Source organism: Stenotrophomonas sp. SbOxS2 (assembly GCF_013416715.1).
In the GTDB taxonomy this organism is placed as follows: domain Bacteria; phylum Pseudomonadota; class Gammaproteobacteria; order Xanthomonadales; family Xanthomonadaceae; genus Stenotrophomonas; species Stenotrophomonas lactitubi.
Genome location: NZ_JAAVXD010000005.1, coordinates 75,037 through 89,912 on the forward strand (window position 1 = coordinate 75,037; position 14,876 = coordinate 89,912).

General features: G+C 67.2%; 12 protein-coding genes and 1 riboswitch. Of the genes, 5 read left to right on the plus strand and 7 right to left on the minus strand.

The window, feature by feature from the left end:
* Positions 1 to 50: 50 nt before the first annotated feature.
* Together HFK18_RS09980 and HFK18_RS09985 are read right to left on the minus strand one after the other, a co-directional pair.
* Positions 51 to 1,655 carry a peptide chain release factor 3 gene (locus HFK18_RS09980; RefSeq protein WP_100460065.1) on the minus strand — a complete coding sequence of 535 codons (1,605 nt, stop codon included), beginning with the start codon at positions 1,653 to 1,655 and terminating at the stop codon, positions 51 to 53.
* A 74-nt stretch (positions 1,656 to 1,729) separates the two neighbouring features.
* Positions 1,730 to 2,614 (minus strand): M23 family metallopeptidase, encoded by an 885-nt coding sequence (locus tag HFK18_RS09985; RefSeq protein ID WP_180166152.1) that lies wholly within the window; start codon positions 2,612 to 2,614, stop codon positions 1,730 to 1,732.
* Positions 2,615 to 2,752: 138 nt separating this feature from the next.
* Positions 2,753 to 2,871, plus strand: a riboswitch (SAM riboswitch).
* 76 nt (positions 2,872 to 2,947) lie between these two features.
* Between HFK18_RS09985 and HFK18_RS09990 the strand changes: the two genes are divergently transcribed.
* The 3 genes from HFK18_RS09990 to HFK18_RS10000 are packed head-to-tail and all read left to right on the plus strand — an operon-like array spanning position 2,948 to position 6,275.
* The gene (locus tag HFK18_RS09990; RefSeq protein ID WP_180166154.1) at positions 2,948 to 3,979 is read left to right on the plus strand and encodes a homoserine O-succinyltransferase; all 1,032 of its coding nucleotides are present in this window, start codon (positions 2,948 to 2,950) and stop codon (positions 3,977 to 3,979) included.
* Positions 3,976 to 5,211, plus strand: coding sequence for an O-succinylhomoserine (thiol)-lyase (locus HFK18_RS09995; protein WP_180166156.1), 1,236 nt, complete (start codon positions 3,976 to 3,978; stop codon positions 5,209 to 5,211). Before HFK18_RS09990 ends, HFK18_RS09995 begins: the two co-directional genes overlap by 4 nt.
* Positions 5,208 to 6,275: a homoserine dehydrogenase gene (locus tag HFK18_RS10000; RefSeq protein WP_180166158.1), complete on the plus strand. Its 1,068-nt coding sequence runs from the start codon at positions 5,208 to 5,210 to the stop codon at positions 6,273 to 6,275. Before HFK18_RS09995 ends, HFK18_RS10000 begins: the two co-directional genes overlap by 4 nt.
* A 90-nt stretch (positions 6,276 to 6,365) precedes the next feature.
* Here the strand turns inward: HFK18_RS10000 and HFK18_RS10005 are convergent, their stop codons facing one another.
* Both HFK18_RS10005 and HFK18_RS10010 read right to left on the minus strand, forming a co-directional pair.
* Positions 6,366 to 7,361 carry an alpha/beta hydrolase gene (locus HFK18_RS10005; RefSeq protein ID WP_180166160.1) on the minus strand — a complete coding sequence of 332 codons (996 nt, stop codon included), beginning with the start codon at positions 7,359 to 7,361 and terminating at the stop codon, positions 6,366 to 6,368.
* A 124-nt stretch (positions 7,362 to 7,485) separates the two neighbouring features.
* Positions 7,486 to 8,868, minus strand: coding sequence for an L-serine ammonia-lyase (locus HFK18_RS10010; protein WP_089236487.1), 1,383 nt, complete (start codon positions 8,866 to 8,868; stop codon positions 7,486 to 7,488).
* 101 nt (positions 8,869 to 8,969) lie between these two features.
* On the opposite strand from HFK18_RS10010, the gene HFK18_RS10015 reads away from it, so the two are divergent.
* Positions 8,970 to 9,200: a glutaredoxin family protein gene (locus tag HFK18_RS10015; RefSeq protein WP_180166162.1), complete on the plus strand. Its 231-nt coding sequence runs from the start codon at positions 8,970 to 8,972 to the stop codon at positions 9,198 to 9,200.
* 88 nt (positions 9,201 to 9,288) lie between these two features.
* On the opposite strand, the gene HFK18_RS10020 is transcribed toward HFK18_RS10015, so the two are convergent.
* The 3 genes from HFK18_RS10020 to HFK18_RS10030 are packed head-to-tail and all read right to left on the minus strand — an operon-like array spanning position 9,289 to position 11,078.
* Entirely contained in the window at positions 9,289 to 9,861 is a 573-nt protein-coding gene (locus HFK18_RS10020; RefSeq protein ID WP_099818880.1) for a YceI family protein, read from the minus strand.
* Positions 9,862 to 9,864: 3 nt separating this feature from the next.
* Positions 9,865 to 10,437, minus strand: a complete 573-nt coding sequence (locus HFK18_RS10025) for a cytochrome b (protein WP_100553249.1) — start codon at positions 10,435 to 10,437, stop codon at positions 9,865 to 9,867.
* Complete coding sequence (locus tag HFK18_RS10030; RefSeq protein ID WP_100553248.1) at positions 10,434 to 11,078, minus strand: YceI family protein; 645 nt, start codon at positions 11,076 to 11,078, stop codon at positions 10,434 to 10,436. The genes HFK18_RS10025 and HFK18_RS10030 overlap by 4 nt, the downstream gene beginning before the upstream one ends.
* A 165-nt stretch (positions 11,079 to 11,243) precedes the next feature.
* On the opposite strand from HFK18_RS10030, the gene HFK18_RS10035 reads away from it, so the two are divergent.
* Positions 11,244 to 14,789, plus strand: a complete 3,546-nt coding sequence (locus tag HFK18_RS10035; RefSeq protein WP_180166164.1) for an ATP-binding protein — start codon at positions 11,244 to 11,246, stop codon at positions 14,787 to 14,789.
* Positions 14,790 to 14,876: the final 87 nt, after the last annotated feature.

Consider the following 14,876-nt stretch of genomic DNA (forward strand, 5'->3'; position numbering starts at 1 on the left):
TCGCCGCGATGGCGGGCGCGTGCACCCCCGCCACCGTATGGTCGCTGCGATCAGTTGCCGGTGACTGTATGCGCGGCTTCCCGGGTTGCCGAGAAACGCACATCCGGCGCGCGTTCCTGCGCCAGCTGCAGGTTGACCCGGGTCGGCGCCAGGTAGACCAGGTGGCCGGCGGCGTCGAGGGCCAGGTTCAGCGCGTTCTTCTCGCGGAACTCCTCCAGCTTCTTCTCGTTGCTGCAGTGGACCCAGCGTGCGGTGGTGACACTGACCGGCTCGAACGTGGCTTCCACGCCGTACTCGTCCTTCAGGCGGTACGCGGCTACATCGAACTGCAGCACGCCGACGGCGCCCAGGATCAGGTCGTTGCTGGTCAGCGGACGGAAGAACTGGGTCGCGCCTTCCTCGGACAACTGTGCCAAACCCTTCTGCAGCTGCTTGAGCTTGAGCGGATCGCGCAGGCGGGCGCGACGGAACAGTTCCGGAGCGAAGTTGGGGATGCCGGTGAAGGTGATCGCTTCGCCTTCGGTGAAGGTGTCACCGATGGAAATGGTGCCGTGGTTGTGGATGCCGATGACATCGCCCGGCCACGCCTCTGCGGCGATTTCGCGGTCGCTGGCCATGAAGGTCAGCGCATTGGCCAGCTTCATATCCTTGCCGGTGCGCACGTGCAGGGTCTTCATGCCGGCAGTGAACCGTCCCGAGCAGACGCGCATGAACGCCACGCGGTCACGGTGCTGTGGATCCATGTTGGCCTGGATCTTGAACACGAAGCCGGTCAGCTTCGGCTCCTGCGGGGCGACGTCGCGGCCGGTGGTGGAGCGTGCCTGCGGCGACGGCGCGTGCTCGACGAAGAAGTCCAGCAGCGGCTGCACGCCGAAGTTGTTCACGCCCGAACCGAAGAACACCGGGGTCTGCTTGCCGGCCCGATAGGCCTGCAGGTCGAACGGGTGGCTGGCGCCCTGCACCAGTTCCAGTTCGTCGCGCAGATCGGCCAGCATGCGCTCGCCGATCTTCTCGGCCAACCCGGGCGAATCGATCGACGGGAAGATGGTCGAATCCTGGCGGGTGAAGTTGCGGCCCTGTTCGTACAGGTGCACTTCGCCGGTGATCAGGTGGACCACCCCCTTCAGGCGCTGGCCCATGCCGATCGGCCAGGTGACCGGTGCGCACTGGATGCCGAGCACGCTTTCAACCTCATCCAGCAGGTCGATCGGCTCCTTGCCCTCGCGATCGAGCTTGTTGATGAAGGTCATGATCGGGGTGTCGCGCAGGCGGCACACTTCCATCAGCTTGATGGTGCGCTCTTCCACGCCCTTGGCCACGTCGATCACCATCAGCGCCGAGTCCACCGCGGTCAGCACGCGGTAGGTGTCCTCGCCGAAGTCGGCGTGGCCGGGGGTGTCGAGCAGGTTGATGATCTTGCCTTCGTACGGGAACTGCATCACCGAGGAGGTGACGGAGATGCCGCGCTCCTTTTCCAGCGCCATCCAGTCCGAGGTGGCGTGGCGGGCAGCCTTGCGGCCCTTCACCGAGCCGGCCATCTGGATCGCGCCGCCGAACAGCAGCAGCTTTTCGGTCAGCGTGGTCTTGCCGGCGTCAGGGTGGGAAATGATGGCGAACGTGCGGCGACGCGACGCTTCGGTGGCGACTTCGGACATGGCAGTGGCGCCCGCACGGGGCGCTTTTCAAAGAGATAAGCGCCCGATTATACCGGCCTGCCGGCGTCGGCGGGTCAGCGCCCGGCGCTGGCGTCGCCGCTGCCCTCGCGGGCGAAGTGCAATTCGCCCTGCGGGGCGAGGATGCGCACCGGCACCGAGCGCAGGCCCATGCCCCGGTTGAGCTGCACCACGAAGTGCAGGTGCGGGGCGGTGCTGTAGCCACTGTTGCCGGACAGGCCGATCGGCTGGCCCGCCTGCACGGCCTGGCCGGGACGGACCCGCATGCCGCCGGCCTGCAGGTGGGCGTACATCGCCATGCTGCCGTCGCTATGCAGGATGCGAATGAAGTTGGCGCGTCCGGCATCGCGTTCACGATCCAGGCCATTGCCGCGGAAACCGTCCTGTACCTGCATCACCGTGCCCTCGCGGGCAGCCAGGACCTGCGTTGCCTCGGGCAGGGCAAAGTCGATGGCGTCGCGGTTCTCCTCGTCATCGTGGCTGAACCGGCCCTGCGGGGCCTGGTCCACACGCAGCTGGACAGCTGCGAACGGCAGGCGATAGGCGACGTCTTCGGCGCGCGCGGCCGGATTGCCCGGCACCGACTGCAGGCGAAGGTCCAGTGCCTTGCCGTTGGAAGGGGAGGGCAGGTGGCCGACTACCAGACTGCCGGTGGCCTGCACCAGCGACTGCAGCGGCAGGCCGTCCACCTGCGTGCCGGGGGCCGCGCGCAGCTCGATCTGCACCGGGCCGGACAGCGGATTGTCGATTCGTGCCTGCCACTGGTCGCCGATCGGCTGCAGCCGCAGGTGCGCCATCGACGTCGCTTGCGGCGCAGCCTCGGTACTGGGCGCGGCTGCAGTCTTCGGCACCATTCCCCAGCCCCGGCGCCAATCGGCGGCGTTCGCGGAGGTGCTCGCCAACAAGGGCAGCAGCAGGCAGGACAGGGGCAGGCGGCGCATCGATGGCTCCAGCGACATGGACCGCCGGGACTCTACGCAAGCTGTCGGGAAGGGGGAAGGGCGGCGGGCCCCCTGCTTATTCATCTCTTTATCCGCATGAAGGGATTGACATGCCCGGAAAGGACTGGCATCGTGGCTCCACCATCGAGACCGGCAGAGGGACAGGCCCTTTGAAGCCGGGGCAGCCCGCAGACGCGAAAGCGCCTGCGTAGGTGCCAAATCCTGCGGGGACCGTGGCGTCCACCGAAAGATGGTTCGAACCTGCACACAACGTGCATTTCGAACGCGAGCCCCGCGAAGGCTCGATGGCCGATTTCCCTACCGGAACCCGCCATGAGCTTCGCCACCAGCACCGTGCTTCGCCCCGAACCCTTTGTCCCCGTCAGCGTGCCGGTCGATGACCGCGTGCACGCCGAGCGCGGCGAGTTCGCCGCCGTGCTGTCGATGCGCCATGCCGGCCCTTGCCCGGTGCGCCTGCGCTATGAATGGGTCGGTCCGGTCAACGCACCGGTGGTGGTGCTGGCCGGCGGCATTTCCGCGCACCGCCATGTGGCCTCCAATGCGCAGTTCGCCGAGAAGGGCTGGGCCGAAGGCCTGGTCGGCAGTGGTCGCGCACTCGATCCGCAGCAGCTGCGTGTGCTCGCGTTCGATTTCATCGGTGCCGACGGTGCCTTGGATGTGCCGATCGATACCGCCGACCAGGCCGATGCGCTGGCATTGCTGCTGGATCACCTCGGCATCCGCACGTTGAAGGCGTTCGTCGGCTATTCCTACGGCGCGCTGGTCGGCCAGCAGTTCGCGATCCGCCACCGTGCACGGGTCCGCCAGCTGGTGCTGGTCAGCGGCGCACATCGCCCGCATCCGTATGCCGCTGCCTGGCGTGCGCTGCAGCGCCGTGCCGTGGCGCTGGGCCAGCTGCAGTGCGGCGAAGACCACGGCCTGGCGCTGGCTCGTCAGTTCGCGATGCTCAGCTATCGCACGCCGGAAGAATTCGGCGAGCGCTTCGACGCAGCACCGGAAGTGGTCAATGGCCGCGTCCGGGTCGCCGCCGAAGATTACCTCGACGCCGCTGGCGCGCAGTACGTGGCGCGCACGCCGGTCAATGCCTACCTGCGCCTGTCCGAGTCGATCGACCTGCACCGCGTGGACCCGAGCGCGATCCTGCCGCCGACCGTGGTGGTTGCCGTTGAAGGCGACCGCCTGGTTCCGCTAGCCGACCTGGTCGGCCTGGTCGAGGGACTGGGCCCGCGCGGCAGCCTGCGCGTGCTGCGCTCGCCCTACGGTCACGACGCCTTCCTGAAAGAAACCGATCGCATCGACGCGATCCTCGCCACCGCCTTCCGCACTTCTGGAGAGTCCGCATGAGCCTGCACGCCGCTGAACCATCCTGTTGTCGCACCACCGCCGCCGTCCGCGCCGGCATCGATCGGGACACCGCCCATGGCGCGGTCACGCCGCCGATCGTGCTGTCGTCGAACTTCAGCTTTGAAGGCTTCGGCAACAAGCGCCAGTACGACTACACCCGCAGTGGCAATCCCACGCGCGACCTGCTGGGTGAAGCGCTGGCCGAACTGGAAGGCGGCGCCGGCGGCGTGGTCACGGCCACCGGCATGGGCGCGATCAACCTGGTGCTGAACGCACTGCTGCAGCCCGGCGATACCCTGGTGGTGCCACATGATGCGTACGGCGGCAGCTGGCGCCTGTTCAACGCGCTGGCGAAGAAGGGCCATTTCGAACTGGTCACCGCCGACCTGACCGACCCGCGCGCGCTGGCCCAGGCGCTGGCCACGCAGCCGAAGCTGGTGCTGGTGGAAACGCCATCCAACCCGCTGCTGCGCATCACCGACCTGCGCTTCGTCATCGACGCGGCGCACAAGGCCGGTGCGCTGGTGGTGGTCGACAACACGTTCCTGTCGCCGGCATTGCAGCAGCCCCTGTCGTTCGGTGCGGACGTGGTGCTGCATTCCACCACCAAGTACATCAACGGCCACAGCGACGTGGTCGGCGGCGCGGTGATTGCCCGCGATCCCGCCGTGCACGAACAGCTGGTGTGGTGGGGCAATGCACTGGGCCTTACCGGTTCGCCATTCGATGCGTTCCTGACCCTGCGCGGCCTGCGTACGCTGGATGCACGCCTGCGCGCGCACCAGGAGAATACTGCCGCGATCGTCGCACTGCTTGATGCGCATCCGGCGGTGGCCAGGGTCTACTACCCGGGCCTGGCCGATCATCCCGGCCACGCCGTTGCCGCCCGCCAGCAGAGTGGCTTCGGCGCAATGCTGTCCTTCGAACTGGCCAGCTGTGCCGGCGATGATCCACATGCGGCTGTGCGCGCGTTTGTCGATGGCCTGCGTTACTTCACGCTGGCCGAGTCGCTGGGGGGCGTGGAGAGCCTGATCGCGCACCCGGCAACCATGACCCACGCGGCGATGACGGCCGAAGCACGCACTGCTGCGGGCATCAGCGAAGGCCTGCTGCGGTTGTCGGTTGGCATCGAAGGCGAGCGCGATCTGCTGGCGGATCTGGGCGCTGCACTGGCGCGTGCGGAGGCGGTGATCGATGCGGTGGCGCGTGGCAAACAGGTGGCAGACGCATGAGCGCTTTGCCTGTCGAGATTCCGCTGCTGGGTACCGGCCGCCTGGCGCTGCTCGGAACCGGCACCGTCGGTTCGGCCTTCGTACAGCGCTACCAGGCGCTGCAGGCGCGCGGGCTGGAGTTGCCCAGCGTGCAGTGGCTGGCCAATTCGCGCACGGCGCTGGCGATCGACCGTGATCTGGCGTTGCCGCTGGAACTGGCACGCCGTGCGCCACGTGATGGTCAGAGTTCGCCGCCGTGGGCCAGCGCCGAAGGGCTGGAGCGTGGTGACGTGGTGGTCGATGCCACCGCCAGTGAAGATGTAGCGGCGCGCCATGTGCAGTGGTTGGCGCGCGGCGTGCACGTGGTGACCGCCAACAAGCTCGGGCGAGGTGCACAGCTGTCGCGCGCGCAGGCCATCGCCGACCGTTGCGCCGACAGCGGTGCGCGCTACGGCGACAGTGCCACCGTCGGCGCGGGTCTGCCGTTGCTCAGCAGCCTGCGTGCGCTGGTAGCCGGTGGCGACCACATCCATGCCATCGAAGGCGTGCTTTCCGGCTCGCTGGCGTGGCTGTTCAATCGGTATGACGGCCAGTCACCGTTCTCGGCAGCGGTGCGTGAAGCGCTGGCGGCCGGCTACACCGAGCCGGACCCGCGACTGGATCTTTCCGGCGAGGATGTGCGCCGCAAGTTGTTGATCCTCGCGCGCAGCAGCGGCTTGGCGCTGGACGCTTCGCAGGTGCAGGTCGATTCACTGGTGCCGGATACGCTGGCAGCGTTGCCGCTGGAAGATGCAGTGAATGCGCTGGAGCAGCTGGATGCACCGCTGCAGGCGCGTTGGCAGCAGGCGCGCGCGAACGGTCGGGTGCTGCGTTTTGTCGGGCGCGTCGATGGCGAGGGTGCGCAGGTAGGCCTGCGTGAGCTGGCGGCCGAGCATCCGCTGGCACAGGGCGCGGGCACCGACAACCGCGTGGCCATCCACAGCGATCGCTACCGCGCGCAGCCGCTGTTGATCCAGGGGCCGGGCGCGGGTGCGGAAGTCACCGCAGCGGCGCTGCTGGATGACGTGCTGCGGATCGTGGGTTGACCCCAGCCGCCGCTGCGCTCGCCGGGCATGGCCCGGCGCTACCGATACCGATCCTGGTAGCGCCGGGCCATGCCCGGCGGTCATGGAACGTCAACGCGCCTTCAGCGACTTCAGCAACGCCGCATTGAACTGCTTCGGATCCTGCACCTGCGGCGAATGGCCCAGCGCTGCGAACTCGACCAGCGTTGAGCCTGGAATCGCTGCGGCGGCCGCCTTGCCCAGCACGGGGTAATTGCCCAGCGCTGCCTTCAGTTCGGGCGATGCCTGGTCACGGCCGATCGCTGTGCGGTCCTTCTGGCCGATGAACAACGTGGTCGGCACCTGCAGGTTCTTCAGTTCATGGACGACGGGTTGGTTGAACACCATGTCCGAGGTCAACGCCTGGCTCCAGGCGACCTGCTGCTTGCCCGGGCCTTCGTACATGCCTGACTGCATGCGCGCCCACGGTTCGTACGCCGGCTTCCACTTGCCGTCGTAGTACACGTCCAGCTGGTAGCGGCGGATGCTGTCATAGCTGATGTTCATTTCGCCGGCATACCACGCGTCCACGCTGCGCCAGGGCACGCCCAGCGCCTTCCAGTCCTCCAGCCCGATCGGATTGACCAGCGACAGACTGCGCAGTTCCTGCGGATACATCAGCGCATAGCGGATGGCCAGCATGCCGCCCATCGAATGACCGACCACATGCACCGGCACGTCACCAAGCTGCAGCTGCTGCAACAACGCATGGGTGTTGTCGGCCAGCTGCCCGAATGAATACTGGTAGCGCTCGGGCTTGCTGGATTTGCAGAAACCCACCTGGTCCGGTGCGATCACCCGGTAGCCTGCAGCCACCAGTGGCTTGATCGTCTCCTTCCAGGTCGCTGCACAGAAGTTCTTGCCATGCAGCAGCACCACCACGCCGATCGGCTTCTTCTTCGGCGCGACATCCAGATAGGCCATCTCCAGCGGCTGGCGCTGCGATTCCAACGCAAAGGTCTTCACCGGATAGCCGTAATCGAACCCCTCCAGCCGCGGCCCGTAGGCCGGCGCAGCGAGAGCGGACAACGGAACGCAGGCAAGCAGGGCAGCAGCGATCACACGCATGGGACATTCCGGAGCAGGGGATGCCCGAGCCTAACCGGAAAGCGGGGACGGTGTTGTCCGCTGTAGAGCCGAGGCCATGCTCGGCTGCACAGTAGAGCCAGGCCATGCCTGGCTGCGCCAACCATCAGCACTCGATGACGTTCACCGCCAGCCCGCCGCGGCTGGTTTCCTTGTACTTGTCCTGCATGTCGCGGCCGGTATCGCGCATGGTCTTGATGACCTTGTCCAGCGACACCTTGTGCTTGCCGTCGCCGCGCATGGCCATGCGCGAGGCATTGATTGCCTTCACCGCACCCATCGCGTTGCGCTCGATGCACGGAATCTGCACCAGGCCACCGATCGGATCGCAGGTCAGGCCCAGGTTGTGCTCCATGCCGATTTCCGCCGCGTTCTCGATCTGGCTCGGGTTGCCGCCCAGTGCCGCGACCAGGCCACCGGCGGCCATCGAGCAGGCCACGCCGACCTCGCCCTGGCAGCCCACTTCGGCGCCGGAGATCGAGGCGTTTTCCTTGTACAGGATGCCGATCGCCGCCGAGGTCAGCAGGAAGTCGAACACCCGCTGTTCGTTCGCGCCGGGGCAGAAGCGGTCGAAGTAGTGCAGCACCGCCGGCAGTACACCCGCCGCGCCGTTGGTGGGCGCGGTGACCACACGGCCACCGGCGGCGTTCTCTTCATTCACGGCCAGCGCGTACAGGTTGACCCAGTCCAGCGTGGTCAGCGGATCACGCATCGCCGCTTCCGGCTTCGACGACAGCTCGCGGTACAGCGCCGGCGCGCGGCGGCCCACTTTCAGGCCACCCGGCAGCACGCCTTCCTCGCGGATACCGCGCGCCACGCAGGCCTGCATTGCGCTCCAGATCTCGCGCAGGTTGTCGCGGATCTCGTCTTCCGTGCGCCAGCACTTCTCGTTCTCGAACATCAACTGGGCGATGCTCAGGCCACTGCGTGCGGTCTGCGCCAGCAGCTCGTCGCCGCTCTTGAACGGGTAGGGCAACGGCGTTTCATCAGGCACGATGCGGTCATCGGCCGCGTCGTCCTGGTTGACCACGAAACCACCGCCCACCGAGTAGTAATCGCGGGTGGCCAGCACTTCGTCATCGGCGTTGTACGCGGTGAAGCGCATGCCATTGGTGTGGTAGGGCAGCTTCTGCCGCTTGTTCAGGCCCAGGTCGCGCTTTTCGTCGAAGGCGATCTCGTGCTGGCCCATCAGCATGATGCGCTTGCTGCTGCGGATGCGCTCCAGCGTGGACGGGATGATGTCCGGGTCGATCAGGTTCGGACGCTGCCCTTCCAGGCCAAGCAGGATCGCCTTGTCGGTGCCGTGGCCGCGACCGGTCAGCGCCAGCGAGCCGTACACATCGGCACGGATGCGTGCGACCTCCCCCAGCTTGCCCGGGTCGAGCAGCCAGCGATGGATGAAACGCTCGGCGGCCCTCATCGGCCCGACGGTGTGCGAGGAGCTCGGGCCAATGCCGATCTTGAAAACGTCGAACGTGCTGACAGCCATGGTTGCCGTACTGCGGGTACCGGGAGAGACCGCTATTCTAGCGGTTCACGCCGCACTTCCATGGCTGCGGCGCAGCATTTCCGCCAAGGGAGCAAACCCCGGTGTTGACCCTGTTCCAGCGTGACGACTGCCATCTGTGTGACATGGCCCTGGCCGAACTGGCCAAGGCGCGGGCGCCCGAGTTCGAATCGGTGTTCCTTGATGACCAGCCGGCGCTGGAGGCGCGTTATGGGACGCGGGTGCCGGTGCTGCGTGATGAGACCGGCGGGCGGGAGCTGGACTGGCCGTTCGATGCGGCTGCGGTGCAGGCCTGGTTGGCTGCGGGCAGGTAGCGCCGGGCCATGCCCGGCGAGCGCGAAGCGCGGCCATCGGGGGAAGCCGCCGGGCATGGCCCGGCGCTACCGCGGACGCCAGGGCGTCTTATTTCGCGTCGAACTTCACGATCGTGCTGATCGCGGTTTCGTCCGGGATGGTCTTGGTATCGGCCCAGTCGCCACCACCGACACCGAAGTCCAGGCGCTTGACCGTGGCCTTGCCGGTCAGCACCGGCTGTGCGCCGGGCTTCCAGGTGAAGGTGAAGGTGACCGGCTTGCTGACGCCGCGCAGTTCCAGCGTGCCATCGGCGGCGAACTGGTCGTTGCCAAGCGCGCGGAAGCCCTTGGCGGTGTAGCGTGCGGTAGCGAACTTGCCGACGTTGAAGAAGTCCGCGCCCTGCAGGGTGGAGTCGCGGTCGCTGTTGCCGCTCTTGGCGCCGGCCAGCGGAATCACCACGTCCAGCGAACCCGCAGCCGGATTGGCCGGGTCGAAGCTGAGCTTGGTGGCGAAGCCCGGGAAGCTGCCGGTGAACACTTCACCGTCGTACTTGGTGGCAAAGGCCAGGAACGAACCGGCACCTGGCGCCTGGGCGTAATCGGCGGCGAGCACAGGTGCGGTGGCCAGCATGCCGGCGAGGGCGGCGGCCACGGCGGCCGGGGTGGTCAGTTTCAGGTTCATCGGTCAGTCCTTCTGGGGAGAGGCGAGCCAGCCACGCGGCAACATCCGGGACAGGGTGGCATCGCGCTGGAACAGGTGGTGGTAGAAGGCAGCACCGGCATGGGCCAGTACCACCGCGATCAACAGCCAGAAGCCGTATTCGTGCAGGGCATGGGAAACCGCCACGACCTGCGGGTCCGGTCCGCTGAGCTTGGGTACTTCGACCAGACCGAACCAGCGGAACGGGCGCAGGCCGCTGGCCGAGTCGTATATCCAGCCCGACAACGGGATGGCGAACATCAGCACATACAACAGCACATGGGTGGCGCTGGCGATGCGCTCCTGCCAGCTCGGCACGCCCGGTACCGGCTTGGGGGCGCCGGCATACAGGCGCCAGCCCAGGCGCAGCACCACCAGTGCCAGCACGGTGATGCCGATCGACTTGTGCGCGGTATAGACCCAGAAGTACTTGGGCGTCTTCGGCAGCTCGCCCATGGTCAGGCCGACGATGCCCAGGGCGAGAATCAGCAATGCGATCAGCCAGTGCAGGGTCTGGCTGACACTCCCCCAGGCGGCGGGGGTGTTCTTGGCGGTCATGAAGGGTCCTTGGTGGCCGTCTGGCTGTCGGAGTGGGGTTGGGGCGCGGGAGTTCCCGGAGAATCGCTGCGGTCGAGCGTGGCTTCAGCCTCGATCCGCACCTGCACCGCGTCGCCGATCACGCCCGGCCAGGCGGTGATGCCGAAGGCTCGGCGGCTCAGTGTCGTGGTGGCGGAGAACCCAGCAGTACGCCGGAACGGCGGCAGCGGATAGCGTTTGACCTGGTTCAAGGTCACCTCCAGCGTGACTTCCTGGCTGACGCCGCGCAGGGTCAGTGTCCCGGTCACGTGGGCACGTTTCGCGTCGATCGGTTCGACATGGTGGGAAACGAAGCGGGCGGTGGGAAAGCGTTCGCCGTCGAGCAGGCTGCGCGCCAGCGTGGCCTGGTTCCACTTGGCATCGCCAAGGTCCAGTCGTGCTACCGGAATCTCGACGTCCAGTGTCGCATCGCGCCAGTTGTCGCTATCGAACTGCAGTTGGCCCTGGCTTCCGGAGATCGTACCCAGCGCCTGCGAGTAGCCGGCGTGGTCGATGGCGAACAGCACCCGAGTGTGTACCGGATCGATGCGGTAGGCATCGTTGCCTGCCCAGGCGGGGGCGACGGCAAGCAGCATCGGCAGCAGGGCCAGGCAGTGGCGCATCGGCGGTGGACTCCGGGAAAAAGACTGTTCGATCATACCCATAGCCCCTGCGCAACGCTGTGTGCATGGCTGCAACAGTTCGTGGTGCCGATGTGGCCGGAAACAGGCTGTTGCAGCGATGGCTGCAGCCCTGTGTGACAATCGGCACAGGACAGGGGGTTCAGGATGACGAGCGGCTGGCGCCGGTGGTGCCAAGGCATTGCAGGAGCAGGTCTGGTGCTGTTGGCGCTTTCCGCGGCAGCCGCGACCTTGGACATGGCCGGCGAAACGCCGCGCCTGCGCCGTTTCGGCGCGGCCGAGGGATTGCCCTCGCGCATGGTGGTCGCGCTGGCCGAAGACCGACAGGGCCGTGTGTGGGCTGCCACCGACGGCGGCCTGGCCAGCTATGACGGCGGTGAACTGCGGGTGTGGCAGCACGACCCGGCACAACCGGACTCGCTGCCCGGCAACGAGATCGAAACCCTGCTGGTCGACCCGCTCGATCGGGTATGGGTCGGCATCAACGGCAAGGGGCTGGCCCGCCTGGATGCCGATCGCGAGCGCTTCAAGACCTTCGATTCCGTCACTGAAGGCTGCCAGGGACAGTTCTGGACGCTGGCCTATGCCGAGGATGCGCTATGGATCGGCAGCAGCAGCCATGGGGTCTGCCGCTTCGGCGAAGACGGCTCGCTGCGCCATTTCCAGCATGATCCGGCGCAGCCTGGCGGTCTGCCGAGCGACACCGTTTTCAGCAGCCTGGTCGATGCGCAGGGACGGCTGTGGGTGGGAACCGAAACCGGCGTGGCGCGCTGGAACGGCCATGCCTTTGAAGCCGTGGCGCCGCGCGAACTGGCGGCGGTCAGCGTGCTGCGGCTGAGCCGCGATGCCGAGGGCGCAGTCTGGGTCGGCACACAGAACGACGGCCTGTACCGCATCGATGCGCAGGATCGGGTAACGCGACCTGCCTGGGCCGACAGCGCCGGTCTGCGTTCGGCACTGGTGCTGCCCGACAGCCGCGGAGGCTACTGGGCGGGAACCTCCGATGGCCTGCTGCGCGGTGACGGCCAGGTGCTGCGCAAGCTGGAAGGCGACCGTGGCAGTGGCTTCCTGACCGGCCATAGTGGCGTGCTCGACCTGCTGCAGGATCATGAAGGAGGGCTGTGGGTCGCGTTGTTGACCCAGGGCCTGGCCTACCTTCCGCCAGACTGGCGGCGTTTTTCGACCTGGTACCAGCTTGATGGCAAACCGCTCGACAGCCAGTACCTGTTGAGCGCCGCCAGTGACGGTCGCAGCTACTACGTTGGCTCTGCCCATGGTGTCTACCAGATCGATGCGCAGGGGACGTTGAGGCTGCTGGCCAGCGACCGCGAGCTCGGCGGTGGCGCGGTGTGGTCGGTGCTGCCACGTCCCGATGGGCGGCTATGGCTGGGCCGCGCCGGACGCATCAGCGTCTATGACCCCGCCACCCGTGCGCTGCGCGACTGGCGCATCGGCGGCGGCTCCGACCTGCGGCAGCGGATCGATCTGATGCGGCAGGCGCCTGATGGCACGGTCTGGGTGTCTGTGATGAATCTGGGCCTGCAGCAGCGCAGTGCCGAGGGCCGCCTGTTGCGCAGTTTCGATGGCGCCATGCTGCGTGGTGATACCGATGCACCGGTCGAACAGATCCGCTTCGATGCCACGGGGCGGGCCTGGGTGATGGGGGAAACGGGGATCATGCGCGAGCAGGGTGACCGTTTCGAAGCGGTGCCGGGCGTTTCCCGGGGCCCGATCTACGATCTGGTGTGGATCGATCCCCGGCAGATGTGGATCGCACGCCAGGGCGCATTTGAACGCTACCAGTGGGATGGCCTCAGCCTGCGCCTGATCCAGCGCGTCGATGCTGGCGCCGGAGTGCCGCCGGTCAGCATGGGTGGGCTGGCCCTGGCCGCGAACGGGCAGTTGTGGGCGACGACACCGCGTGGCCTGCTGCGCTGGGATCCGAAACAGCGTCGCCTGCAGATATTCAATGAGCGCGATGGCCTGCTCGATGCCGAGTTCACCGGACGCCCGCCGGCGATCGATGCGGATGGCCGGGTGCTGGCCGTTACCCAGACCGGCATGGTGGGCTTCGATCCGAATGCTGCGGATGTCGAGTTGCCACCGTCGCAGCTGGTGATCGCGCAGGTGCGCGTGCGTCGTGATGATGCGCGCGGCTGGCAGCCCTTGCCGACCTCCGGCCTGCTGTTGCTGGGGCCCGATGACCGAGACCTGCAGATCGATGCGCGGCTGTTGTCCTATGCCAACCCGCAGGGCAACCGCTACCGGTTCCGTGTGGAGGGCTACGACCAGAACTGGGTGGAACAGGGCGGGGATGGCCAGCGTACGTTGTCGCGGCTGCCGCCCGGGGCCTATTCGATCGAGGTGCAGGCCGCATCGGCCAGTGGCCCGTGGACACCCTCGCAGCAGCTGCACATCAAGGTGTTGCCGCCCTGGTGGCGCAGCGGCATGGCGATCTTCGGCTACGTGATGCTGGGCTCGCTGTTGCTGTTGGCACTGCTGTGGTCGATCCGCAGGCGGCTGCGGCGGCGCCAGCAGTGGCAGTTGACGGTGCACAAGCAGCAGATCGCCGAGCAGGCATCGCAGGCCAAGAGCCGCTTCCTGGCGACCCTGGGCCACGAAGTGCGCACGCCGATGACCGGCGTACTGGGCATGAGCGAACTGCTGCTGGCCACCGAACTGGATCCGGTGCAGCGCAGCTATGCCGGCTCGATCCAGCAGGCCGGCAGCCATCTGCTGCGGCTGGTCAACGATGCGTTGGACCTGGCACGGATCGAGGCCGGCCGGCTTGAACTGGACATCCGGCCGTTCGACCTGGGCGGACTGCTGGACCAGGTGCAGGCATTGATGCAGCCGATGACACAACAGCGCAGGCTGGCTTTCCAGCGCGGGGATGCATTGCCTGGCCCGATCTGCGTCAGTGGCGATGAGATGCGCGTCCGCCAGATCCTGCTGAACCTGCTGGGCAACGCGATCAAGTTCACCGAGCGCGGCCATGTCGGTCTGGTGGCGCGTCTGGACGAGGACGGTGGCGCGGTGACATTTGAAGTCAGCGACAGCGGGCCGGGCATCAATGCCGAACAGCAGCAGCGCCTGTTCCACCGCTTCGAACAGGCCGATGGCCCGCGCACCGCCTCGCGCTATGGCGGCAGCGGGCTGGGTCTGGCGATCTGCCAGGAGCTGGCCGTGGCGATGGGCGGCCGCATCGATGTCGACAGTCAGCCGGGGCGCGGCGCACGTTTCGCAGTGCGGCTGCCGCTGCCATGGAGCCGGCAGCAGGCCTCCAGCCCTGGTGAGGCAGCGTCGCCGACCCTGCCTGCACTGCGCATCCTGCTGGTCGAGGACGATGCAACCGTTGCCGAGGTCATCGCTGGCCTGCTGCGCGGCCGCGGGCATGAGGTGGTGCACGTGCTGCATGGCCTGGGCGCACTGTCGGAGATATCCACAGAGGGATTCGATGTCGGCCTGCTCGACCTCGACCTGCCGGCACTCGACGGCACCGCCATCGCCCGCCAGCTGCGCGCGATGGGCTACGAACTGCCGTTGGTGGCCGTTACCGCGCGCTCGGATGCCTATGCCGAGACCCAGGTGCTTGCGGCCGGATTCGATGGTTTCCTGCGCAAGCCGGTGACCGGCGATCTGCTGGTGGCGGCGATTGCCCAGGCGCGCAGTAAACGCCAGATCATCAGCTGAGTACGGCATCTTGCGGCGTGAATCCCGCAACTTTCGGTTTACCATGCCGACGCCCACGGCGTGGGCATCATCAACAGCAGCGTGAGG